General features: G+C 40.7%; 23 protein-coding genes and 1 other annotated feature. Of the genes, 3 read left to right on the top strand and 20 right to left on the bottom strand.

What is annotated here, in order from left to right:
- Positions 1–34: 34 nt before the first annotated feature.
- The 10 genes from ACOI22_RS00115 to hisG form a co-directional block, all read right to left on the bottom strand.
- The gene (locus ACOI22_RS00115; RefSeq protein WP_420668980.1) at positions 35–967 is read right to left on the bottom strand and encodes an aldose epimerase family protein; all 933 of its coding nucleotides are present in this window, start codon (positions 965–967) and stop codon (positions 35–37) included.
- A gap of 232 nt (positions 968–1,199) precedes the next feature.
- Complete coding sequence (locus ACOI22_RS00120; protein ID WP_420668982.1) at positions 1,200–1,655, bottom strand: Hsp20 family protein; 456 nt, start codon at positions 1,653–1,655, stop codon at positions 1,200–1,202.
- A gap of 180 nt (positions 1,656–1,835) precedes the next feature.
- Positions 1,836–2,456 carry a bifunctional phosphoribosyl-AMP cyclohydrolase/phosphoribosyl-ATP diphosphatase HisIE gene (hisIE, locus tag ACOI22_RS00125; RefSeq protein ID WP_420668984.1) on the bottom strand — a complete coding sequence of 207 codons (621 nt, stop codon included), beginning with the start codon at positions 2,454–2,456 and terminating at the stop codon, positions 1,836–1,838.
- 45 nt (positions 2,457–2,501) lie between these two features.
- On the bottom strand, positions 2,502–3,275 hold the full coding sequence (gene hisF / locus ACOI22_RS00130) for an imidazole glycerol phosphate synthase subunit HisF (protein WP_420668986.1): 774 nt from the start codon (positions 3,273–3,275) through the stop codon (positions 2,502–2,504).
- On the bottom strand, positions 3,257–3,994 hold the full coding sequence (hisA, locus tag ACOI22_RS00135; protein WP_420668988.1) for a 1-(5-phosphoribosyl)-5-[(5-phosphoribosylamino)methylideneamino]imidazole-4-carboxamide isomerase: 738 nt from the start codon (positions 3,992–3,994) through the stop codon (positions 3,257–3,259). Before hisA ends, hisF begins: the two co-directional genes overlap by 19 nt.
- 23 nt (positions 3,995–4,017) lie before the next feature.
- A complete protein-coding gene (gene hisH / locus ACOI22_RS00140) occupies positions 4,018–4,632 on the bottom strand; it encodes an imidazole glycerol phosphate synthase subunit HisH (RefSeq protein ID WP_420668990.1) in 615 nt (204 codons plus the stop codon).
- Positions 4,633–5,703, bottom strand: coding sequence for a bifunctional histidinol-phosphatase/imidazoleglycerol-phosphate dehydratase HisB (gene hisB, locus ACOI22_RS00145; RefSeq protein WP_420668992.1), 1,071 nt, complete (start codon positions 5,701–5,703; stop codon positions 4,633–4,635).
- On the bottom strand, positions 5,703–6,821 hold the full coding sequence (hisC, locus tag ACOI22_RS00150; protein ID WP_420668994.1) for a histidinol-phosphate transaminase: 1,119 nt from the start codon (positions 6,819–6,821) through the stop codon (positions 5,703–5,705). The genes hisB and hisC overlap by 1 nt, the downstream gene beginning before the upstream one ends.
- Positions 6,814–8,130 carry a histidinol dehydrogenase gene (gene hisD / locus ACOI22_RS00155; RefSeq protein ID WP_420668996.1) on the bottom strand — a complete coding sequence of 439 codons (1,317 nt, stop codon included), beginning with the start codon at positions 8,128–8,130 and terminating at the stop codon, positions 6,814–6,816. The genes hisC and hisD overlap by 8 nt, the downstream gene beginning before the upstream one ends.
- 3 nt (positions 8,131–8,133) lie before the next feature.
- Positions 8,134–9,033: an ATP phosphoribosyltransferase gene (gene hisG, locus ACOI22_RS00160; RefSeq protein WP_420668998.1), complete on the bottom strand. Its 900-nt coding sequence runs from the start codon at positions 9,031–9,033 to the stop codon at positions 8,134–8,136.
- Positions 9,034–9,098: 65 nt separating this feature from the next.
- Positions 9,099–9,218: a sequence feature (His leader region), on the bottom strand.
- Positions 9,219–9,481: 263 nt separating this feature from the next.
- On the opposite strand from hisG, the gene ACOI22_RS00165 reads away from it, so the two are divergent.
- From ACOI22_RS00165 to ACOI22_RS00175, 3 genes are read left to right on the top strand one after another with little or no spacing between them, the layout of a single operon-like run.
- The gene (locus ACOI22_RS00165) at positions 9,482–9,712 is read left to right on the top strand and encodes a hypothetical protein (protein WP_420669000.1); all 231 of its coding nucleotides are present in this window, start codon (positions 9,482–9,484) and stop codon (positions 9,710–9,712) included.
- Between the two features lie 3 nt (positions 9,713–9,715).
- Positions 9,716–10,204, top strand: a complete 489-nt coding sequence (locus tag ACOI22_RS00170) for a hypothetical protein (RefSeq protein WP_420669002.1) — start codon at positions 9,716–9,718, stop codon at positions 10,202–10,204.
- 60 nt (positions 10,205–10,264) lie between these two features.
- On the top strand, positions 10,265–10,801 hold the full coding sequence (locus ACOI22_RS00175; RefSeq protein ID WP_420669004.1) for a DsrE family protein: 537 nt from the start codon (positions 10,265–10,267) through the stop codon (positions 10,799–10,801).
- A 3-nt stretch (positions 10,802–10,804) separates the two neighbouring features.
- On the opposite strand, the gene ACOI22_RS00180 is transcribed toward ACOI22_RS00175, so the two are convergent.
- The 10 genes from ACOI22_RS00180 to ACOI22_RS00225 all read right to left on the bottom strand — a co-directional run bounded on the left by ACOI22_RS00180 (position 10,805) and on the right by ACOI22_RS00225 (position 22,764).
- Complete coding sequence (locus ACOI22_RS00180; protein WP_420669006.1) at positions 10,805–12,529, bottom strand: SLC13 family permease; 1,725 nt, start codon at positions 12,527–12,529, stop codon at positions 10,805–10,807.
- Positions 12,530–12,725: 196 nt separating this feature from the next.
- Positions 12,726–14,132 carry a sulfate adenylyltransferase subunit CysN gene (cysN, locus tag ACOI22_RS00185; protein ID WP_420669008.1) on the bottom strand — a complete coding sequence of 469 codons (1,407 nt, stop codon included), beginning with the start codon at positions 14,130–14,132 and terminating at the stop codon, positions 12,726–12,728.
- A gap of 1 nt (position 14,133) precedes the next feature.
- Positions 14,134–14,931: a 3'(2'),5'-bisphosphate nucleotidase CysQ gene (gene cysQ / locus ACOI22_RS00190; RefSeq protein ID WP_420669010.1), complete on the bottom strand. Its 798-nt coding sequence runs from the start codon at positions 14,929–14,931 to the stop codon at positions 14,134–14,136.
- The gene (gene cysC, locus ACOI22_RS00195) at positions 14,928–15,524 is read right to left on the bottom strand and encodes an adenylyl-sulfate kinase (protein WP_420669012.1); all 597 of its coding nucleotides are present in this window, start codon (positions 15,522–15,524) and stop codon (positions 14,928–14,930) included. The genes cysQ and cysC overlap by 4 nt, the downstream gene beginning before the upstream one ends.
- Entirely contained in the window at positions 15,524–16,438 is a 915-nt protein-coding gene (cysD, locus tag ACOI22_RS00200) for a sulfate adenylyltransferase subunit CysD (protein ID WP_420669014.1), read from the bottom strand. Before cysD ends, cysC begins: the two co-directional genes overlap by 1 nt.
- A gap of 222 nt (positions 16,439–16,660) precedes the next feature.
- Positions 16,661–17,881 (bottom strand): EAL and HDOD domain-containing protein, encoded by a 1,221-nt coding sequence (locus ACOI22_RS00205; protein ID WP_420669016.1) that lies wholly within the window; start codon positions 17,879–17,881, stop codon positions 16,661–16,663.
- A gap of 12 nt (positions 17,882–17,893) precedes the next feature.
- Entirely contained in the window at positions 17,894–19,414 is a 1,521-nt protein-coding gene (gene putP, locus ACOI22_RS00210) for a sodium/proline symporter PutP (protein WP_420669018.1), read from the bottom strand.
- 199 nt (positions 19,415–19,613) lie between these two features.
- Positions 19,614–20,315, bottom strand: a complete 702-nt coding sequence (locus ACOI22_RS00215; protein ID WP_420669020.1) for a DUF3379 family protein — start codon at positions 20,313–20,315, stop codon at positions 19,614–19,616.
- Complete coding sequence (locus ACOI22_RS00220) at positions 20,308–20,859, bottom strand: sigma-70 family RNA polymerase sigma factor (protein WP_420669022.1); 552 nt, start codon at positions 20,857–20,859, stop codon at positions 20,308–20,310. The genes ACOI22_RS00215 and ACOI22_RS00220 overlap by 8 nt, the downstream gene beginning before the upstream one ends.
- A gap of 141 nt (positions 20,860–21,000) precedes the next feature.
- Positions 21,001–22,764, bottom strand: a complete 1,764-nt coding sequence (locus ACOI22_RS00225) for a BatD family protein (RefSeq protein WP_420669024.1) — start codon at positions 22,762–22,764, stop codon at positions 21,001–21,003.
- Positions 22,765–22,770: the final 6 nt, after the last annotated feature.

The following is a 22,770-nucleotide window of genomic DNA, read 5'->3' on the forward strand; positions in this document are numbered from 1 at the left end:
TTGTTAAACACAAGCAACTTACATAGTTAGCGTTTTATAATGATAAAAATTGATACTTAACAAATTTGCTATAGGGCGCATCAGGACTCACCCAATCAGTGCTTAATGCACCGTGGTTGACGGCATCTATTAAGCCCTGTGCTTCAAGGGCAATTGCCGCGTATTTTTTGCTCAGTGCGTTACCGGTATACACCTGCATTCCTAACTGATTACTTTCTATGTGTAATGCTAGCTGGTTTACATGGGATGTTAAGACAACGCATTGCTCTGAATCAACCACATAGCAATCGTCAAAATCTCTTAATTTTAGCTTGTCTCTTATTGTTTGCGGCTTTCTGAAGTCTAGCGCGGGAGATACCGGAGAAATAGTACCTAAAGGTATACTTTCTTCGTTTACAGGAATGTACTTAGTAGCATTTACTTGTAGTTCAAGTGACTTTATATCACTTTCGCCCATAGTAAAATAAGTATGATTACACAAGTTAATTGGGCATAAGGCATCACACTGTGCATCATATTCAATGAGTAGCGCGTTATCATCGTTTAAAGTGTAGTTTACACTTACCGTCATTTTACCGGGGAAACCTTGATCTCCATGGGGGGATTCGAGCACGAATGTTACTGAATTACCGGTGTTTTGTTGAATATCCCAGTAGCGGTGGCTAAAACTATCAATCCCACCATGCAGTAAATTGTTGTTCTCGTTTGCCTCTAGCTTTACCCAAGCGCCATCACACATAAACTTAGCACCGCTTATTCTATTAGCAATGCGCCCGCATGTAGCCCCCATGTATGCTTGATCAGAAACAATGTCTTCGTCATTTGTATGATTTAACGTGGTTTCTACTAGTTTCCCATTTTTATTGGGTACTTTAATTGATAAAACACGTGCGCCATAGTTACATAATGTAACTTGCATGTTGTTTGTGTTAGTTAGTGAAATGTGTTGTAGGGACTGTAATGACATGTTTTATGTGTGTATCGTTTTACATTAGATTTAACAATATAATAACTATGCAATTCCTAGGCACTAACTGCAAGTTTTATTTGTATGATAAATAGAAATCTAAGACGGGAAGAGAGTACTTGGTGTTCAAACCGTTTGCAGAAAAAAGGCGCTTATCTTCTCGATAAGCGCCTCAAAACACACACTGTTTTTCATTCAGAGGAGCCTAGAGAAACTCCACTGTTTCAGTAGACTACTTGTTTTCGATAAAGTTTCCGCCAATTTCAATTCGGCGAGGTTTTTGTGCTTCTGGGACCACACGTTCTAAGTCGATGTGTAGTAAACCATTTTTAAGATCAGCAGCCAAAACCTTTACGTTGTCACCCAGTTGAAACTTACGTTCAAAGTTTCTTTCAGAAATACCTTTGTGCAAGAACTTACGATCTTCTGTACTTGCTTTTTCAGTATCCTCGGGCGCTTTATTTCCCACAACTTTTAAAGTATTCTCTTGAACTTCAATGATAACGTCGTCTTGAGAGAAACCTGCTACAGCCATGGTTATTCTGTATTTGTCTTCACCGAGCAACTCAATGTTGTATGGTGGGTATGAGGTTTGTTTTTCTTGTCTGCTCGCAGCATCAATCATAGATGCTAAGTGATCAGAACCAATGAAAGAACGGTAAAGTGGAGATAAATCTATAGTACGCATGTGCATATCCTTCTTATTAAGCAATATGTTAAAAATGTTTTAAAATGCCCCGACTATTCGGCGGCGTTCTTGTGTGACACCTTTCGGCTGCCACAAAACATATATAGGAATGCAACAAGGTTTTTTCAAGCAATTATTTTCAAATAAATTAAAAATAATTGCTTAGTTACTGATTTCTAACTATTTTTTATGCCTACTTTTTAGCACATCTACTACATCTTTTAAATTTAAATCACTCGCTTGCAATAAAACAATCAAATGATATAGCAAATCTGCCGACTCATTTTTAAGTTCATCTAAATCTTGAACTGTAGCGGCTAAAGCTGTTTCAACCCCTTCTTCACCTACTTTTTGCGCAATACGCTTAATGCCACTGGCATATAAAGAGGCTGTATAGCTAGAATCCGCTGGCGCGTTTTTGCGTGATGCAATAACCGACTCTAACTCACTAATAAAGGTCAAATCGCTAGTTTGGGCCTCATTCCAGCACGAAGTCACCCCTTTGTGGCAAGTTGGGCCATTGGCTTTTGCTAGCACTAATAAGCTGTCTAGGTCGCAGTCAGCACTAATATCAATTAACTCAAGCGTATTGTTTGAGGTTTCACCTTTTGTCCAAAGGCGTGATTTACTTCGGCTGTAGAAGGTCACCAAGCCTTTTTCAACACTAACTGAAATAGCTTCTTGGTTCATGTAGCCCTGCATCAAAACTTGGCCTGAATGTGCATCTTGTACAATACAAGGCAGTAAATTATCCATCTTTTCCCATGCGAGAGAGCTGATGTTATTTGCCGTAACTTTCATATGAATCCTTTTGCGCAAGCGTGTTAGCTTGGGCCTGAAAAATAATTATTGGCGAATAGCCACGTTCTGAGCGTTGAGTTGAGCTTTTAGTTCATCCATCGCAATTATGTTTTTATGAAAAACAGAGGCTGCGAGCGCGCCGTCAACGTCGGCTTGTTTAAATACGTCTACAAAATGCTGTATTTCACCCGCACCGCCCGATGCAATAAGGGGGACTTTACACACTTCACGTACCTTTTCTAACTGTTCAATATCATAGCCTTTGCGCACGCCATCTTGGTTCATGCAATTTAGGACTATTTCTCCTGCACCGCGAGCTTGTACTTCTTTTACCCAATCAAGTGTTTGCCAACTGGTTTTCTGGGTACGGCTTTCGTCACCCGTAAACTGATACACCTCATAGGCTTGGGTTTCTTCATTGAAAAAGCTATCAATGCCAATAACCACACACTGTTGCCCAAACGTGTTGTATAAATCGGTAATTAATTGAGGGTTAGACAAAGCAGGGCTGTTGACCGATATTTTATCAGCGCCCATTGATAATATGCGCCCAGCGTCTTCTACCGATTTAATGCCGCCTGCAACGCAAAACGGGATATCAATCACTTGGGCAATTTTACTTACCCAGCTTTTATCTACCACGCGTTGGTCACTTGATGCAGTGATATCGTAAAATACGAGTTCATCGGCCCCAATTTCGGCATATTTTTGAGCAAGGGGAACAATATCACCAATTATTTCATGGTTTCTAAATTTCACGCCCTTAACGACCTTGCCGTCACGCACGTCTAAACAAGGTATTATGCGTCTTGCCAGCATGATATTGCCTCCGCTAAAGTAAATTTACCCTCAAGTAATGCACGACCTAAAATCACGCCTTGAACTTGAGTCGGCTTTAGGGCGTCAATATCGTTTAAGCTCCCAATACCACCTGATGCCTGCCATTGAATGTTAGGATATTGCGCAACCAATTCTTTATATAAATTATTATTTGCGCCACTAAGAGTTCCGTCACGGCTAATGTCAGTGCATAACACGTGCTTTAAACCTACTTTTGCATAATGGGCAATAAGTGCATCAATACTTACCCCTGAATCTTTCTGCCAACCGTGGGTAGCTACAAATTTGTTGCCATTTTCATCAATGTTTACATCTAAGGCTAACACTATATGTTCGGCACCAAATTCAGTAAACCACTGCGCTACGGTTTCTTGTTCGCTTACCGCTAAGGAGCCTATTACCACGCGCTGAACACCCGCATCAAGTAAGTCTTGAACGTCTTGTTTTGTTCTTACGCCACCGCCTGATTGGAACATCATTAAGCCTGTTGCAGCCATAGCTTTGATGAGAGGGATTTGACGTTTGCTAGGGTCTTTAGCGCCGGTTAAATCTACTATGTGTAAAATAGATGCGCCTTGCGCGGCGTAGTCTTTTACAACGTCAATTGGATCAAGTTTGTATTCAGTTGTTTGTGCATAGTCGCCTTGGTATAAGCGCACAACTTTGCCTTCTATTAAATCTATGGCAGGTATAATCATGAGTAATTCTCTAACTTAATTCGTTATAATTGGGCAAAGTTTTTTAGAAGCTGTGCACCTGCATCAGATGAACGCTCAGGGTGAAACTGCACACCAAAGAAATTATCTTTGTTAATGGCGGCTGAAAAATCTTTATGATAATTGCAGCTTGCTAAAGTATGCTCGTACACGTTAACCGCGTAACCATGCACAAAGTAGAAATACGCGCCGTCATCTATATTAGCAAATAACGGGTTTTCACGCGTGCTAGTCACTTGGTTCCAACCCATGTGTGGCAATCTAAGTTCACCCACTTGCATTTTGTTCACCGAGCCGGGTATTAAGCCCAAGCATTCTGTGTTTACTTGTTCGCCTAAATTGTTTTCTTGCGAGTACTCAACCATAAGTTGCATACCAAGGCATACACCTAACACTGGTTGTTTTAAGGTTCGCAAACATTCGGTCAATTGTTTGTTTTTAATGCTGCGCATAGCAGCCGGGGCACTGCCTACACCTGGCAAAATTACGCGCTGCGCTTTACTTATTTCTTGTAAGTCATCTGAAACATTGGCAATTATGCCTAAACGCTCTACCGCAAATTTGACCGAAGATATATTGGCGCAACCAGTGTCAACAATGGTTAAGTTGGCTCCGCTCATTTACAGGGCTCCTTTTGAGCTGGGTAATACATCGCCTTGCTTACTAATAGCTTGACGCAAAGCTCTACCGAACACTTTAAACAAGCTTTCAACTTGGTGGTGAGCATTCCCTTCACTGGTTGATAAATGCAGTGATAGCCCCATTGATTGTGCAATTGAATAAAAGAAATGCGGTACCATTTCAGTGGCCATTTCGCCTACCGCATCACGACTGAAAGTGGCATCAAATTGAAGGTGAGGTCTATTTGATATATCCATTAAACATTCAGCGCGGCATTCATCCATAGGAAGGGCAAAGCCAAAGCGGCCAATACCGCGTTTATCGCCAAGGGCTTTTTTAAGGGCTTCACCTAAGGCTAATGCCGTGTCTTCAACACTGTGGTGATCATCAATATGTAAATCACCATCAACCTCAAGGTTTAAGTAGAAACCGCCGTGGGTCGCAATTTGATCGAGCATGTGGTCAAAAAATCCCATGCCGGTGGCAATATCTGATTTTTCTTGGCTGTCTAAATTTACTTCTACTAATATTTTTGTTTCTGAGGTGTTGCGTTCAACTTTGGCTGTACGCGCTTTCACCGTCAGTTGTTTAACAATACTGTCCCAGTCATTACTTTGTGGATTGTACTTAATGCCAACAATCCCCATATTCTCAGCTAGTTGAATATCGGTGTCACGATCTCCAATCACAAACGAACGAGTAAAGTCTACTTTTCCTTGCTGCAAATATTCTTTTACCAAACCTAATTTGGGCTTGCGGCAACTGCAATTATCTTCATCAAAATGTGGGCAAATGAGTACATCATCAAACTTCACGCCTTGGCTTTCAAAAATTTGCATCATCACATTATGTGGTGCGTCAAAGTCTGCTTGGGGAAAGCTATCAGTGCCTAAACCATCTTGGTTTGACACCATCACTAAGCGAAAACCGGCTTTTTGTAGTGCTAATAAATTAGGAATTACTTTAGGTTCAAAAACGAGCTTTTCTAGGCTATCAAGCTGCTTATCGATAGGCGGTTCTTCTACTAAGGTTCCATCTCTATCTATAAATAGTATGGCTTGCTGACTCATTATACTGCCTCGTTTGTGCTAGTTAGTGGGGCGTTTTCCTGTGCAAAAAATGCCTCTATTAATTCAAAAAGTTGTGCGTTCTGTGCGGGCGTACCAATACTTATTCGTAAGCAATTATCTAACATAAGTTGCTTAGATTGATTGCGAATTAGCATGTTGTTATCTACTAAATACTGCATTAGTTCAATGTTTTTAGCGTGCCTAAACAATACGAAATTACCGCATTGTGCCCCCACTAGCTCAAGGCCATCAAGTTCAAGTAAACGCTTGCTTAATGAAGCTAAAGAAGAGCTAAGTTCATCAACACGTTGTTTCATAGCCGTTACGCCAGCATGGGTAAGCGCTTGAGCGGCTATTTGTGCAACTGGGTCTGGCACCGGGTAGGGCGCAATCACCTTCAATAGTATTTCTTTAATTTCTGGGCTGGCAAGCACGAAACCACAACGGATACCGGCTAAAGCAAAGCCTTTGGATAAGGTACGTAATATCACTAGGTTCGGATATTGTTCTAATAAGGATGTTTGAGTATTTGCAGCACTAAATTCAATATAGGCTTCATCTAATACAACTATAGCTTGATCTTTGTGCGCTTCCAGAATACTAATAATGTCGTTTGCATCGGCTAAGGTACCCGTAGGGTTATTGGGCGAGCATAAAAATACTAGCTTAACCTTACCTGCTGCCGCGTTTACGCTGGCCACATCTACGCTAAAATCTTCGTTTAGAGGCGCTTTAATGCACCCTACATTAAAGGTATTGGCGCTAATTGCGTACATACCGTAGGTGGGTGGGCAAATTAATACCTTGTCAGTACCGGGTGTACAAAATGCCCTTATAAGCAGTTCAATGCCTTCATCTGCGCCGCGCGTAATTACAACGTTTTGTTTGCCCAAGCCGCTATAAGTAGCATACGCTTGCAATACTCGATCAGGTTGGCAGTCAGGGTAACGATTTAGCAATTCACTCGAAATTTCAAATTGAGGGGCTTCTGGTGATTCGTTTGCATTTAACCATACTCGCTGCTGTCCTTGGCTTGCTGCAAATAACCTGCGCGCAGATTCATAAGGTGTGAGATCGCGAACATGTTCACTGGTAAGTTGAGTTAACCAATTAAGCATTGTTATTCCCCGCTGATAAACGCAGTGCCACGGCATTAGCGTGAGCATCTAAACCTTCGGCATTCGCCAAATCTATAATCGCTTTGCCAATATTCCCTAAGCCTTCTTGCGACAATGTTTGCACGGTATATCGGCGCATGAAATCAAGTAAGCCTAAGCTTGAATAGTTGCGCGCATAACCGTAAGTGGGCAGTACGTGGTTTGTGCCACTGGCGTAATCACCAGCTGACTCAGGCGAGTAGGCGCCTACAAATATTGAACCCGCATGTTTTACTTTTTCACATACTTGTTCAGCATTTTCGGTTTGAATAATTAAATGCTCGGCGGCATATTTATTGGCTACGTCAATTGACTGCTCAAGTGAATCGGTCACAATAAAGCGGCTATTCGCAATCGATTTTTCAGCAATGTTAGCACGGCTTAGTTTTGCCATTTGCAGCAATACTTGCTGTTGAATTTGCTTAACTAACTCTGCGCTATTAGCCACAACTACTGCTTGCGAATCAGGGCCGTGCTCGGCTTGAGATAACAAATCAGCGGCTACAAACGCAGGATTAGCGCGTCCGTCAGCAATGACTAATACTTCAGACGGGCCCGCTGGCATATCAATCGCTGCGCCATCAACGTTTTGGCTAACCTGCTGCTTAGCTTCGGTAACAAAACTATTACCTGGGCCAAAAATTTTATCCACTTTCGGAATGCTATTGGTGCCATAAGCCATTGCTGCTATGGCTTGAGCGCCACCACACAAATAAACGTGTTCAATTCCACAAATACTAGCCGCGTATAGAATTTCATTGGCTATACGGCCTTGAGGCGAAGGAGGAGTGCACAGTATAGGTAAAGCGCAGCCCGCTACTTGCGCACTTACCCCTAACATTAATACAGTAGAAGGTAATGGTGCGCTGCCACCTGGGATATATAAACCTACCACTTCTAGCGCGCTGTGCTTTTGTTGACACACTACGCCGGGCTGTGTTGTTACTTCAATATCTTTAGGGTACTGAGCTTCGTGAAAACGTTTAATGTTTGCATAAGCTAAGTCTATAGCGCTTTTCACTTCTGGCGAAATGGCTTGTTCGGCAGCGCTAATTTGGTCTGTGCTTAATCGTAAGTCACTAAGCTGAGCACCATCAAATTCTTTTGTGTAATCTAGAACGGCTTTGTCACCGTCGGTTTTCACTTTAAGCAATATTTTACTTACAGTGTCACGCAATAGAGCAGAATCAGCCAAGGCTGGGCGCGCTAAAACGCCAGCTTGCATGTCTTTATCTAAATCATTCCAAATTATTGCTTGTGGTATTGTCATACATTAGCCCATCATTTTTTCAATTGGCAGCACCAAAATTGAACTACAACCTAAAGACTTTAATTTTTCCATAGTTTCCCAAAACAGTGTTTCAGAGCTGACTACGTGAATGGCAACGCGGTCGTCGTGACCTGCTAAAGGCAATACCGTTGGGTTTTCAGCGCCAGGTAGCAATGATTTTACCTGCTCTAAGTAACTTTTAGGCGCATGTAGCATAATGTACTTACTTTCTTTGGCTTGTAGTACGCCGTCAATACGCGGCAAAAAGCGAGAAATAAGAGCTTGTTTATCTTCAGATAAAGGCGCTGATTTTTGAATTAACACCGCTTTTGATACAAATACTTCGTCTTCTTCACGTAAGCCATTTGCTTCTAAAGTAGCACCTGTAGAAACTAAGTCACAAATCGCATCAGCTACACCAGCTCGCGGCGCCACTTCTACTGAACCGGTTAACATTACCGCTTGAGCGCTTACGCCTTTATCTTTAAAGAAACGCTCTAGTAAATAAGGGTAGGTGGTGGCTACTTTTTTACCATCTAATGAGGCAACTGAGTTGTAATCCATTTCATTCGGTACAGCAATAGATAATCTACATCCGCCGTAGTCAAGCCTGCGAAGGGTTTTAAAGTCACTAGGTTTATTGGCAGCTTGGCGCTCTAACATTTTTTCTTCTAGTTCGTTTTCGCCAATAAAGCCTAAATCAACAACGCCATCCATTACTAGGCCCGGAATATCGTCATCGCGCACACGCAAAAGGTCAATGGGTTGATTCGTGCTATGAGCAATTAGCAATCTATCTCTAATCTGCAATTTAACACCAATGGCCTTAAGTAATGAAATACTGTCATCGCTTAAGCGGCCTGATTTTTGTACTGCTATTCGTAGTCTATTGCTATCGCTCATGGATAATTCCTTGTTAATTTTTAAAAACGTGTGCGAATTTACTCAAAATCAGGGATAGGTCTTAAATTGAAAAACCCCCGAAAGTTTCCTTCCGAGGGCTTCAATTTTATGTCATCGCCATGGGAAGGAAACACAACCTTCCAAGCACATACCTGAAAGGTTAGGTGCGGATATGATGGTGATGAGTAAAATTTGCTATTTGGGTCATTTCAATTCTATGTTTAGTTAATACCACGTGATGGTATCAAACTTAATCTTTTAATCAATAGGGTACGTGCGAATATCTTATAACTAAGCTATAAAATTGTGCATTAAATGCATTGCGGTGTTCTATTTTTGTGCAATTTAGATAATTTTGCTTACAATTTACTTAAGACATGCCTGCCTGTTTATGCCAAACCTCATAATTATTCCGCTATACTCAGCATTCATCTTAATAAGGAATATTATGCAAAATCCATTTTCTACCTTATCAAACAAGGTTAAATCAGCTATTCGAGAGAAGGCAATTAGCCGCGCTAAAACGCGCATAGTGTTGGCGCAAAAATCTCCTGATGACTTTTCTGCCGAAGAACTCGAAGTAATCGTTCAAGAAGAGGAAGCACAAATTTATGCCAATATTAGAGAAAAAGGGCTGTTGGCAGTTTTAGCCGTATTAGGCCTTAACTTTTTTGGATAATGTATGAATAAACTTATTAATATTGTGCTTTCAGGGCTGTTATGGCGACGTTATAAATTTATGATTGTTAGCCTAATAATTTTAATTGCCTGTATATTTATTGTGGGGCAAATACATGATGACTATTTGGCATATGCGCAAACCTCGGGTGAAGCTGTTAGTGTAGGTGCATCGTTTATAGTTAAATGGTTAATTTGGATAGTGGGCTTCGCCTTGTTTATTTTTGCGAATCATTTAGCCAACAGGCGAAAAGAAAAACAAGCTGTAAATGACACGGCCAATAAATCTTTGCTTGGCATTCTTGGACAAAAATTTGCAAAGGCAAAAACCGGCGGTGACGAAGTATCAGTAAAGCCAAAAGCCAAAGCGCTTGAAACTTCTGATAGTAAGGTTGACCCATTTGATGCACTTCGCTCAAAAGATAAGCTTCGTTCTTATGCTGACTTACTAATTGATAAGCACGAAAGCCATAATAAGCGTGAAAATAGATAACAGAAAAATCTTGGCCTAGTAATAAAGCCATCGTTGGACTTGAATAAAAGGAATACTAAAATGAAACAATTATTAGCTAGCTCTGTTTTACTATGCTGTTTGAGTACTACATCTTTTGCTCAAATGAGCACATTTAAAGCGGGTACTGTCATTACTGAATTTGGCAAGTACGCTGATGTACCTAGTAGTTCGGTTGGTATCGATTCTAGTTTCAAAGTGGCATTTGATGCGGTAAGTGCGGCTGATGATGGAAAGGTGAACCGTAAATTTGATAGTTTAGCGCGCTTTATAAATATGCATGTAGCGGCGGGTGTTAAGAAAGAAAACATATCGCTAGCGCTAGTGGTTCATGGCAAAGCTATTTTTGACCTAATGAACAATGATGCGTATAAAAACAAGAAAGGCACTGAAAACGCGAACATTCCTTTGTTAGAGGCCCTTATGGAAAATAATGTGCGCGTAATTTTGTGTGGGCAATCGGCAGCCGCTAATGCGGTTGAATTAAAACACCTTGTTGAAGGCGTGGAAATTGAGTTGTCAGCCATGACAGCACATGCCTTATTGCAACAACAAGGCTACACCAGCAACCCGTTTTAAGGTTTATAAATAAAACCAATTAAGCATGCTAAGCACAATTGTGCCAAATAATACTGAAATAGGTAGGCCTATTCGTGCAAAGTGACTATATTTATACTGTGATGCACTAAATACTATTAAATTCGTTTGGTAACCATAGGGCGATATGAAACTTGCACTGGCCGCAAAGGCAACTGCTAGTGCAAAGGGCATAATAGGTAACTGCATAGCGGTTGTTAAGCCATAAGCAAACGGGAACATCAGTGCTGCCGCCGCGTTATTGGTCACAAATTCAGTAAGTAGTACCGTCATAATGTATATGGTTATTAAGGCGTAAATTGGGTTAGCATCTCCTAATAACGGCATTAGATAGTTTGATGCTAATTGAATAATGCCTGAATTCTCCAAGGCGGTTGCTAAACTCAATGCCCCCACAATCACTATAATTAGGTTAAGAGGTAAATTGCGCTTAAATTCTGCAATGGAAGCAATTTTAATAGCAACTAAACTCGCAGCATAAAACAATAAGCCGGTAGCAAGTGGCACTATTGAGCTTGCGGCTAAGGCTATGGCGGCAATAAAACCGAACCACGTGAAATATTCCTGCCAAGGCAATAGCTTGCGCGTAATTTTTTGTTCAGATACAACAAAGAAGTTTTTGCTAATGTTGTCGCGGCGCTGGAAGTCGTTGCCGGTGGCCAGTAATAAAAAATCGCCCGATTGAATTTTCAATTCACCTAGCTTGCCTGATATAGCCTCGCCATCTCTTCGAATAGCCACAACGGCTGCGTCAAATAAGGCCCTGAAGCCAATTTGCTTGAGGGTTTTTCCCAATATAGTGGCGCGATTCGATACAATCACTTCAGTTAAGTTTTCACTCAATAAACCATTGGCTTCGGCAAACATGGTTAAGCCTTTAACATGGCCTATGCTATCAATTTTTTTAACGTTGCCGGTAAATATAAGTTTATCGTGCTCTTGAATGACCATGTCGGGTTCTACAGGGCTTATAACCGAACCTTGGCGGACTATTTCAATTAAAAATAACTCAGGAAGATTTCTTAAATGATTTTGTTCAATGCTTTTGCCGACTAACTCAGAGTTTGGCTCTACGTCAGCTTCAAGCAAATAGCTTTGATAATTACCTTGTGTGGCTTCCAAAGTGGGCAGAAGAGGGCTAAGTAAAAACAATAAAACACCGCACGCTAAACCGGCGGTAATACCGAAAATAGTAAAATCAAAGAATGCAAAACCAGGATGCCCATGTTCAATTAAGAAGCTGTCTACAATCAAGTTAGTTGAAGTGCCTATTAGTGTAACCGTGCCACCAAGAATAGCGGCGTATGATAAAGGTATTAACAATTTAGAAGGTGGGTGTAATTGGTTTTGTTTAATAGGGCTTATTAGGCTTGCTACTACCGCTGTATTGTTAAGCAATGCTGATGATGTGAAGGTGAGAGCAAACATGCGCAAAAAACTCTTTGCATAACTACCGGTGAGCAGCGCGCGGCCAAGACGCACTATTAGGGTGGTTTTATCAATTGAATGGCTTATCAAAAGAAGCAGAATTAATGTTACTAAGCCGGTGTTAGTCACATTCGTTAAAATAGTATTTAGATCTAATTGTTGCGCTAGGAGCAGGGCAAGAGTGCTTGCTCCAAAAATAGCACTAGGGCGCTTGCGCGTGAAAATAAGTGCTGCCATGGTGGCACTAAAAATAAGTAAAACGAGCACTTGTTCAATAGTCATAGATTAGCAATTTCTTATTATATTATTTGCGGTTGGCACAGCTCGTGGCTGCTTGAACAGCAGAATTGTTATTAGCTTACATCGTAAAGTTACCTTGAGTTTTGCAAGGTAAATAGTAAAACACAAGAAAAAAGGAGTGAACATATTGCATTCACTCCTTTTTAACGTAATTTACTGAGTTTGCAGCAAGGTGATTTTACCCTTGGCTGATATCAGCAGCACCCCAATGCGGGAAGTGCTTTCTTACTAAAGCATTAAACTCAAGTTCAAATTCTGAATATTCAGCAGGTGCACCGCCGCCATCATTTGCGCTAAGAATCATCCCTGCACCCACGGTACTATTACTCATGCGGTCAATCACTATGAACGCACCCGTTGCACGGTTAGCGGTATATGGGTCGCACGCAACATTTTGCGTAAGTCGAATGTCAGTTACGCCTATTTCATTTAAGTTTAAATGCAGTGCTTCCCCAGTTTCAAGCGTGTTTACATCTATTTTATGGTCAATAGTAGACACACTGCCCGCCACTAGTTTAGTCGCAAATTTAAAGCTATATTGTTTATTAGGAATAAGCGCATCTTCTGCCATCCATACCATGTGCGTTTTAAAGCTATTTGCATTTAAGGGTAGGTTGTCAGATTTAACAATCATGTCACCACGGGAAATATCAATCTCGTCGTTTAATGTTAATGTGACGGCGTTAGGCGCACTTCCTTCTTCAAGGTCGCCATCAAAGGTGTAAATTGACTTAACGGTTGAAGATTTACCTGAAGGTAAAACAGTAATGCTATCGCCTGGTTTAATGCTTCCAGAAACAATAGTTCCGGCAAAGCCTCTAAAGTCAAGGTTCGGACGGGTTACGTACTGTACTGGGAATCTAAAATCATCATTCTTTTGCGTGGTGATTTCAATATTTTCCAATGTTTCCATAAGAGTCGGGCCGCTATACCAAGGCGTATGTTCACTTTTGTTCACTACGTTATCGCCTTCTAGGGCTGACATAGGAACAAAGCGAATATCAGGAATATTTAACTGCTCAGAGAACGCTAAAAAATCAGCTTTAATACTTTCAAATACATCTTCACTGAAATCCATTAAATCCATTTTATTTACCGCAACAATGGCATGCTTGATACCCAGCAATGATGCTAAAAATGAATGACGCTTAGTTTGTGTTTTAATACCCGCGCGAGCGTCTACCATTAAGATAGCTAAATCACAGGTAGATGCACCTGTAACCATGTTGCGGGTGTATTGCTCGTGTCCTGGTGTGTCTGCAATTATGAATTTGCGTTTATCAGTACTAAAGTAGCGGTAAGCAACGTCAATAGTAATACCTTGTTCACGCTCTGACTGTAATCCATCTACCAGTAGTGCTAAATCGACTTTCTCGCCAGTGGTACCTACTTTTTTACTGTCTTTGGTAATAGCCGCAAGTTGGTCTTCATAAATCATTTTTGAGTCATGCAGTAAGCGTCCAATTAGGGTGCTTTTACCATCATCTACGCTACCGCAGGTTAAAAATCGCATCAAATCTTTGCGTTCGTGTGCTGCAAGGTATTCGTGTATATCACTTCTTAATAATTCGTTTTCGTTAAACATATTAACAACTTACCATGAAATAAGGGTTTAAAATTGATTCTTTTTGGTTGTAGCGCAGTGGATGTGCGTCAGCATCAAAAGGGGTATTTGGGTCAAGTACGGTAACTTTTGCACCAGCGGCTAAAGCCACTGCATGTGCAGCGCCAGTATCCCATTCGCTAGTTGGACCAACGCGAGGATATAAATGTGCTTCACCAGTGGCTACGCAGCAAAGTTTCAATGAACTTCCCATTGCAACCAGTTCTTTTTCACCATCTAAAGCATCCATTATCTTATTTATTTCGGGGCTTTGATGTGAGCGGCTACCCACTACTTTCCATGCTTCCCCTGCTTTGTGCGGGCTAGCTTTAATAGAGCGCTTTTCGCCTTTTTCAATCATGTATGCGCCACTTGATTTAACACCTACATACGTTTTCTCAAGCACGGGGGCATGTACAACACCAAAGGTAGGTTGGCCATACTCAATTAGCGCTATATTTACCGTAAATTCACCGTTTTTCTTGATGAACTCTTTCGTACCGTCAAGCGGATCAACTAACCAATATCGGGTCCACGTTTTGCGTTCATCCCAAGTTATATCGCTCGACTCTTCTGACAAAATAGGTAAATCACATAGCGCTTCTAAGGCATCAACAATGTGATGATGCGCGGCTAAATCGGCCTCAGTTAAAGGGCTGGAGTCAGATTTATCGTAAATAGCGAAGTCTTTATCATAAATTTCTAAAATTTTGTTACCGGCTTCAACAGCAATTTTGGTAACGGCTTGAATATTGGCTTCATTCAATACAAATTCACTCACGATACAAATCCTTTTGTTTTTAGCGCTTGATACAAACGTTCAGCCGTATCTTCAGCAGGCTCGTCTTGGTACTGCAAATGAACTTCAGGTGAAGCCGGGGCTTCGTAATCAGAGTCAATACCGGTAAAGTGCTTAATATCGCCACTTCGCGCTTTCTTGTACAAGCCTTTTGGATCTCGTTGTTCACACACCTCAAGAGGCGTATCAACGAACACTTCTATGAATTCGCCTTCATTTAACAATGAGCGGCAAAAGTCGCGATCAGCTTTAAATGGAGAAATAAACGCAGTTAACACAATTAAACCTGCATCTACAAACAACTTACTCACTTCACTAATTCGGCGAATGTTCTCAACACGTGCTTTGTCATCAAAGCCTAAGTCACCGCACAAACCATGGCGTACGTTGTCACCATCTAGCAGGTAAGTGGCATGTTGGGCTTCAAACAGGCGTTTTTCTAAAAGATTTGCAATGGTTGATTTCCCTGAGCCTGACAAACCCGTTAGCCAAATAACACTTGGCTTTTGTTTAAGCTTATTGGCTCGGGTGTCTTTATCAACAGTGTGCTTATGCCATACTATATTGCTCGACATTAAAAATAACCCTCCATTTTCTTCTTCTCCATTGAGCCTGATGAATCATGATCAATCACTCGGCCTTGGCGCTCAGACGTTTTTGTCAGTAGCATTTCTTGAATCACATCAGGAAGCGTATTTGCTTCAGATTCAACGGCGCCGGTAAGCGGGTAACAACCTAGCGTTCTGAATCTAACTGATTTCATCATAGGCACTTCGCCTTCTTCTAATGGCATGCGGTCATCGTCAACCATAATCAACACGCCATCACGGTCAACTACAGGGCGTGGTTTGGCTAAATACAGTTGTGGAATTTCGATGTTTTCCATATAAATATATTGCCAAATATCAAGCTCGGTCCAGTTCGACATAGGAAATACACGAATACTTTCGCCTTTATTAATCTGCGAATTATAAATATTCCAAAGTTCAGGGCGTTGATTTTTAGGGTCCCATCTGTGATTTTCGTCACGGAAGGAATAAACACGTTCTTTAGCACGTGATTTTTCTTCGTCGCGGCGAGCGCCGCCGAAAGCAGCGTCAAACTTATACTTGTTAAGTGCTTGTTTTAAAGCCGCTGTTTTCATTATGTCTGTGTGTTTGGCGCTGCCCACTGTAAAAGGGCCAACGTTTTGGTCAATACCATCTTGATTAGTATGTACCAGAAGGTTTAGGTTATGTTTCTTTGCCATTTTGTCACGAAACTCAATCATTTCTTTAAACTTCCACGTAGTATCTACGTGCAATAATGGAAAAGGAATAACGCCAGGCGCGAAGGCTTTACGCGCTAAATGTAATAATACTGATGAATCTTTACCCACAGAATAAAGCATCACTGGGTTTTCAAACTCAGCGGCAACTTCTCTAAAGATGTGAATACTCTCAGCTTCTAATTGCTTAAGATGGCTAATTGAAGGCATATTTTCTGACATGGATTTATTGACCCTTTGTTAAAACTTATATTCTAAATTTCGTTATTGATATAAGCATAACATAGGTCTATAAAACTAATTATGATAAAAAAGCATGATTAATTACTATTTTATAACTTATTAGTTTATTTTGTTATAAGCTTGTGAAATATAGCCTTTAAAGGAGTTTTTGCTTATAACAGAAGGGTTATTTCGTTATTTTGATTATATGTAGGCTATACTTTATTTAAGCGCAGATAGCCTCTCATTTGCCCATAGTTCAGCGTCTTGATATATGGTAAGAAGTTCGTCCAAAGTGATATTGTACTTTTCGCCAGCGGCTTCCATTGCTTCCCAATCACCGGTTTCGCAGTATTGGCAAAGCGCAATAAACTCTGATAACAAACCTTGGTGAAGAACAAGCGCCTCTTTAATACTGTCAGAAAGCGGCATAGCACTTATAAGTTGCTCTAGTTCTGCATCTAGCATGGCATCAATTAAGGAAAGCATGCCAACTAAAAAGGCTGATGACACTTCTTTGTCAAACTTAGCGCGCTCTGCGAACTGCTCGCAAAATTTTGCTCGGTGAATAGATAGTTTAATTAACGCGGTGGGTTTACCTTCACCTATGGTTGCTGCAAACAGAAGCATCACAAACCGCTCTAATTCTGTATGTCCAAGCAACACAACCGCTTGTTTAATATTATCAATGCTCTTTCGTCGTTTAAAAATGGGGGATTGCGTATAACGCAGTAGCTTAAAAGACAAGGCCACATCAATTTCAAAAAGCTTGGTTATTTGCGCAAAATTAGGAACTTTTTTAGTAACTTCGCTTAACAGGCCTGATAATACAGATTGTGAACTCGATAAACTGACACTTTTAATTACCTCTGGCTTTGCGAAAAAGTAGCCTTGAAAGAGTTCAAAGCCGAGTTTTTCATAGCGTATAAACTCTTTGTAGTTTTCAATTTTTTCAGCCAAGAGCTTAATATGCGGAAAGCGCGCCTTAACGTCGAGTATGTCGTCAAGTTCAGTTTGAGAAATGAACTTGCAATCTACCTTTATAATTTGCGTAAATTTGTAATATGGCTCCCAAGCATCGCTATGAATAAAGTCATCAAGTGCAATGACGTATCCTTCAATAGCTAGGGTTTGCAACTGTTTATATACCACTGGCGTAGGTGTAACGGTTTCTAATACCTCTACAACAACTTTTTCTTTAGGAAGCATGTTCGGATATGCATTTAAGAGTGATTGTTCTGTAAAGTTAATGAATGCCCATTTGCCCGAGGCTATTTTATCTAGGCCTAAATCAAACTGTAGGCCTTCAATCATTTTAGACGTGGCAGCTTCCTCATCTACGTCAGGAAAGATGTTATCGCTACTTATTCTAAATAATAACTCGTAACCGAATATATTTTTATCGGTATCTAAAATAGGTTGTCGGGCAGAAAAAAATGACATACGTAGTTACATTTACCTTTGATGTAATGCATCGAATTTGGCGATGAAGCGCGCAAATAAGTCGCTCGCCTCGGTATTTTTATCAGGCATAGCTAAGCTCGTTATCACTATAGCGGCAGCAGATACCAAAAACCCAGGGATTATTTCATAAATAATTGAAGATAATGTAGCGCCTTGTTCATCAATGGGTACAAATATCCATACTAAAACCGTTACCGTGCCTGCTACCATTCCTGCTAATGCGCCGTTTTTAGTCATTTTTCCCCAAGTTAATGAGAGTAACACTAATGGGCCAAACGCTGCGCCAAAGCCTGCCCAAGCGTTGCTCACTAAACTTAAAATCGTTTTGTTTTCACCCAGTGCTAAAATGATGGCCGCAATAGCCACAACAATTACGCAAATTCGACCCACTAATACCTGCTGTGATTCACTGGCCTTAGTATTTAAAAAGCTTGCGTAAACGTCCCGAGTAAGAGAACTTGATGTGACTAATAATTGAGATGAAATTGTGCTCATAATCGCCGCTAAAATTGCCGCCAATAAAAAACCACCAATAATAGGGTTGAACAGAAGTTGCGATAGCACAAGGAAAATAGTTTCATGGTCATCTAGGGCAATGTTATTAGCATTTACGTAAGCTAAGCCAAAAATACCCGTCATCGCTGCGCCCATTAGGGATATGATCATCCAACTCATACCTATGCGTCGAGCAGCAGGTAATGCTTCTACCCCTTTTATTGCCATAAAGCGCACAATAATATGAGGCTGGCCAAAATACCCTAGACCCCAAGAAAACAATGAGATTATGCCAATAATTGAAAGGGCCTTGCCGGTATTGGCGTCAGTCATTAAAGATAGAAGTTCAGGGTTGATTGTTTGCAAAGAGTTTAACGTTGAATTAATACCGCCCAGTTCAAAAAGTACCACGCTAGGCACTAATATTAGTGCAATGAACATGATGATACCTTGAATGAAATCGGTCAACGATACCGCTGTGAAACCACCAAAGAATGTGTAAGTAACAACAACACCAGCAGTAATATAAATGCCCATTTCGTAACTCAGTCCAAACGAGGATTCAAATAATTTACCGCCGGAAACAACACCAGCTGATGTGTACAAGGTAAAAAATAAGATGATAACAATAGAGCCTATTACTCTTAACATGCGAGACTTATCTAAGAATCGATTTTCGAAATAGTCAGGGAGAGTAATAGAATCATCAGCTACTTCTGTAAACACGCGTAGGCGAGGGGCAACCACTAAATAGTTGATCCAAGCACCTAAAATAAGCCCAAATACAATCCATAAAGAAGAAGCGCCTGATAAATACATTGCACCGGGAACCCCCATAAGCATCCAGCCGCTCATATCAGAAGCTCCCGCAGAAAGAGCAACTACTGGCGCACTTAATTTTCGTCCACCTAACAAATAACCAGATGCGCTATCTTCGTTAGTTTTGAACGCATAAAGTCCAATTGCTAACATTGCGATAAAATAAATAGCGAGCGAGACGTAAGTGCCAATTTCCATGTAGACCTCTTATTATTCTTGTTAAGTAGGCTATATCTTAACATTTTATCTAGAGATCTAAAGGTAAGTAGCACAAGTCCTATTGTTCAAGGAAATGTTTAAAGAGTAAAAGAAGCAATGAATAGGGGATTTAAGATGATATTTACACACTAAGCAAAAGGCTATAATGGTTATCCACTATAGCCTAAATGCATTACGACTATGCTGAAAATAGTAAGGCTGACTTAGCTAAATGCTCAAGTTCTTGAACATCGCTTTTATTTTCGCCAACCACAATAATTTTAGCCGATTCTAATAAAAATGATGCGCCTTCAAAAATGCCGTTGCTAAATGAACTGCTCATACCTTGTGTTATTGCATCAGGTACTACAAAAAGTGAAGTGAGACCGTGTTCACCACGAATAATCATATGCAAACTTTTTATTTTGTCTAAGTAGCAATAATTGGCAGAAAGCACTTCACCAATGTCGCCATTCACTTGCCCATTAAAGCTTGCTAATTTATTGTTGATAGCATCAAGGTCAACTTTTTTGCTCTTCATTAATTCATATTCAACATGCTCTGCATGTGCATACACGTCATTTGTAAATTTGCTGTCACCAGTAAAAATCATACTTACACTTAACACGCTTGCAAGTAATACCGATGCTGCTAGCGCCAAATACCAAGGGCGTCTCTTATATTCTTTTTTATGTTCACTTATAGACTGGCGCAAAATGAGGCGCTCAGCTAAGGTGTCAGGTACTGGAATATTCATAGCGGCCTGTAACTCTGTTTCCATTGCCTTAATTTCATTCCAGAAGGCCAGTTTGTTAGGGTCATTCTTAGCAGCTTCTATCACATCACTGTTGGTGGTGAAGGGTTCTGCTAATACCGTTTTTCTAAATGTTAAATCATCCATTTATTTGCTCCCCAAATGTTATCTGAGAGGTAAGTATCTCTTTAAGTTGGTTACGTGCTCTAAACAAACGGGTCATTACCGTATTCTTATTTAGACCAAGTTGTTCTGCTATTTCATCACCGCTAAAGCCCATAATAATTTGCAAAGTAAGCGGCTCTCGATATTCTTCGCTCAAGCTTGAGATGGCTTTACGAATTTCACGTTGGTGAATATTTTCTTCACTGTGCGCAACAGGATCTTCAACTGAAACATCGTCTATATCTACTGTATCAAACTGTTTGCGTTCAAATCTGCGGGCATTCTCTCTTCTTAGAATCGTGATTAACCAAGCTTTGGCAGCACCTTCATCTTTTAAAGAGTCAAGTGACTTCCAAGCACGCAAAAAAGTTTCTTGCACTACATCTTCTGCAATACTTTTATCTTTTATGAGCCACACGGCATAACGGTATATGTCTGCGTGCAGTGCCTTCACCAAGGCTTCATATCGTGTTTGTTTATTATTCATGTCTGATAAGACCGAGGCTTGTTCAGATTTATTTCTCATAATTACAAATATTTTTTTGCAGGTAGTTAAGTGTAAGCGAAATAGGGCAAATAGCGAGGAAAATGAAGCTTCAGTTACATACAAAAAGCGCGCAAGCCTTTGCAACTTGCGCGCTTTCTGTATTTTCGTCAGTATATTGCGTTATTTCTTATAAAGCGCCTGCAAGGGAGAGGTAGGTTTCGTCTGTAAAACATTATTACGATATTCCTGTAAGCTTTTGATGAACGCTGGGAAATCTTGCTTCGCATCTTTGTTTGAATATTGGCTTGCCAGCACCTTGTTATAGTGTGATAAGGCCGAGTTTACAGCATCGCTTTGTGCTTGTTTACTTAAGCTCAAGCTAATTGAATGATGATTATTGCCAAGCAATAAGCTTAACCATTGATTCAAATTATACGATAGCTTATCTAACTTTCCTTGTTCTAATTCCGCTTTTAATTGAGCAAAACTAGTTTGCTCGGTTAACGCACTATTTTGCACGGGTTTGCCTTCACTAGCCTTAGCTTCAGTGCTTTGATTATGGCGAGAAAGCCACAATACAAGTGCCAAAATTAAAGTAAACACGTTGGTCGATACTAATACGTAAACTAGCCAATTCGGATAAGTGTTGTTCGCGGCTACTGCTGTCAAATCTGAAGCTTGTTCTTGGCTTGGGGCTTGTACAAGCTCAGTGCTTGTGTCCTCGCTATTTTGCGCATCATTTACCCCAGCCTGAACGGGAACATTGTTTGCGCTAGATGCAGGCTTTACTTCAACACTTTTGGCCGGCAGTAATGCAAATTCCGTTTTCCCAGTTTTAACATTAAACCAAGGTACTCTAACTTCAGGCAATACATAGTTACCCGCCTGAGAGGGGATAATAGCGGTATTGTAAACCCCTTGAGAAACGATTGAATTGTTATGCTGAACACTGGAAAGCTGAGCTTGCTCAGGATAAGCCTTAAAAGAGGGGTGGTATAAACTGCTTATTTTTGGCAGTTGCTCTTTAGTTAAGCCCATTGCGGTTAGCGTAATAGTGCGGGTAATGGGTTCGCCCACTTCAAGTGTTGTTTCATCTCCCTGCCACTGCTCACTTACTTCAACGAAGTCACTTGGTAGCCAAGTGTAAGGATAATTCTCAGGCATAGGCTCTACGGTTAAGGTAACATTTGGCGCGCGGCGTGCAATACTTCTTGTTCTGCCAAAATTAGCAAAGCTTTGTCGTGAACTAGTTAATACCTGTGCTTCAAATATTGGGCCGCTTATTTCAAATTCACCGCTTGATTGTGGAATAATCGCGTAGTTGCGCTCAATAATTCTATAACTAATGCCGTCGGTAATTTCTTGATAGTCTTTATCTTCACCTAGCTGTTCTATGATTGCGCCCTCTAGAACAGGCAAGCTTAAATTACCGCGTTGAATGTCTTTTGAGAGATAAATTTTAATCGTGTAAAGCAATTGTTGCTGCAAATACACGCTATCGTTATTTAAGCTAGCTTCAACAAAATAATCTCTTGGCTCGTTTTTGTTTTGCGCATCTAAAGGCAATATCGTTACCGCAAATGAGTTTGAGCGTTTACCGTCTACCTCAAAACTTGGAATGGTGAATACGCCAGCATCTTTAGGATACAAGTTTACTCTCCAAGTAACAGAGCGGGTCATAGTAGTATTAATTACTTGCGTCGATTGGCTAATGGATGGGGTGCTCACATTAAAGTCATTTTTCAAGGCATCAAAATTGATTGCGCCTCTGTCTGCGCTGCCTCGGGCCGTAATTGAAAGTTCAATAGATTCGTCAAGTAGTACGGTGTTGCGATCAACAGTTGCTGTTAACTCAGTGACTTGCGCCAACGCATGTTTTGGCAGCGCTACGGTACTAATTAGGTTTGCTAGTATTAAGAGAGAAAAAAGTCGTAACAGTTTCATTAATAA

The organism is Glaciecola sp. 2405UD65-10 (genome assembly GCF_048820975.1).
Lineage (GTDB): Bacteria > Pseudomonadota > Gammaproteobacteria > Enterobacterales > Alteromonadaceae > Glaciecola.

Bases quoted from the DNA above. Each gene is read 5' to 3' on its own strand.
- ACOI22_RS00115 (WP_420668980.1), bottom strand. From the start codon at position 967: ATGTCATTACAGTCCCTACAACACATTTCACTAACTAACACAAACAAC.
- ACOI22_RS00120 (WP_420668982.1), bottom strand. From the start codon at position 1,655: ATGCGTACTATAGATTTATCTCCACTTTACCGTTCTTTCATTGGTTCT.
- hisIE (WP_420668984.1), bottom strand. From the start codon at position 2,456: ATGAAAGTTACGGCAAATAACATCAGCTCTCTCGCATGGGAAAAGATG.
- hisF (WP_420668986.1), bottom strand. From the start codon at position 3,275: ATGCTGGCAAGACGCATAATACCTTGTTTAGACGTGCGTGACGGCAAG.
- hisA (WP_420668988.1), bottom strand. From the start codon at position 3,994: ATGATTATACCTGCCATAGATTTAATAGAAGGCAAAGTTGTGCGCTTA.
- hisH (WP_420668990.1), bottom strand. From the start codon at position 4,632: ATGAGCGGAGCCAACTTAACCATTGTTGACACTGGTTGCGCCAATATA.
- hisB (WP_420668992.1), bottom strand. From the start codon at position 5,703: ATGAGTCAGCAAGCCATACTATTTATAGATAGAGATGGAACCTTAGTA.
- hisC (WP_420668994.1), bottom strand. From the start codon at position 6,821: ATGCTTAATTGGTTAACTCAACTTACCAGTGAACATGTTCGCGATCTC.
- hisD (WP_420668996.1), bottom strand. From the start codon at position 8,130: ATGACAATACCACAAGCAATAATTTGGAATGATTTAGATAAAGACATG.
- hisG (WP_420668998.1), bottom strand. From the start codon at position 9,033: ATGAGCGATAGCAATAGACTACGAATAGCAGTACAAAAATCAGGCCGC.
- ACOI22_RS00165 (WP_420669000.1), top strand. From the start codon at position 9,482: ATGCAAAATCCATTTTCTACCTTATCAAACAAGGTTAAATCAGCTATT.
- ACOI22_RS00170 (WP_420669002.1), top strand. From the start codon at position 9,716: ATGAATAAACTTATTAATATTGTGCTTTCAGGGCTGTTATGGCGACGT.
- ACOI22_RS00175 (WP_420669004.1), top strand. From the start codon at position 10,265: ATGAAACAATTATTAGCTAGCTCTGTTTTACTATGCTGTTTGAGTACT.
- ACOI22_RS00180 (WP_420669006.1), bottom strand. From the start codon at position 12,529: ATGACTATTGAACAAGTGCTCGTTTTACTTATTTTTAGTGCCACCATG.
- cysN (WP_420669008.1), bottom strand. From the start codon at position 14,132: ATGTTTAACGAAAACGAATTATTAAGAAGTGATATACACGAATACCTT.
- cysC (WP_420669012.1), bottom strand. From the start codon at position 15,524: ATGTCGAGCAATATAGTATGGCATAAGCACACTGTTGATAAAGACACC.
- cysD (WP_420669014.1), bottom strand. From the start codon at position 16,438: ATGTCAGAAAATATGCCTTCAATTAGCCATCTTAAGCAATTAGAAGCT.
- ACOI22_RS00205 (WP_420669016.1), bottom strand. From the start codon at position 17,881: ATGTCATTTTTTTCTGCCCGACAACCTATTTTAGATACCGATAAAAAT.
- putP (WP_420669018.1), bottom strand. From the start codon at position 19,414: ATGGAAATTGGCACTTACGTCTCGCTCGCTATTTATTTTATCGCAATG.
- ACOI22_RS00215 (WP_420669020.1), bottom strand. From the start codon at position 20,315: ATGGATGATTTAACATTTAGAAAAACGGTATTAGCAGAACCCTTCACC.
- ACOI22_RS00220 (WP_420669022.1), bottom strand. From the start codon at position 20,859: ATGAGAAATAAATCTGAACAAGCCTCGGTCTTATCAGACATGAATAAT.
- ACOI22_RS00225 (WP_420669024.1), bottom strand. From the start codon at position 22,764: ATGAAACTGTTACGACTTTTTTCTCTCTTAATACTAGCAAACCTAATT.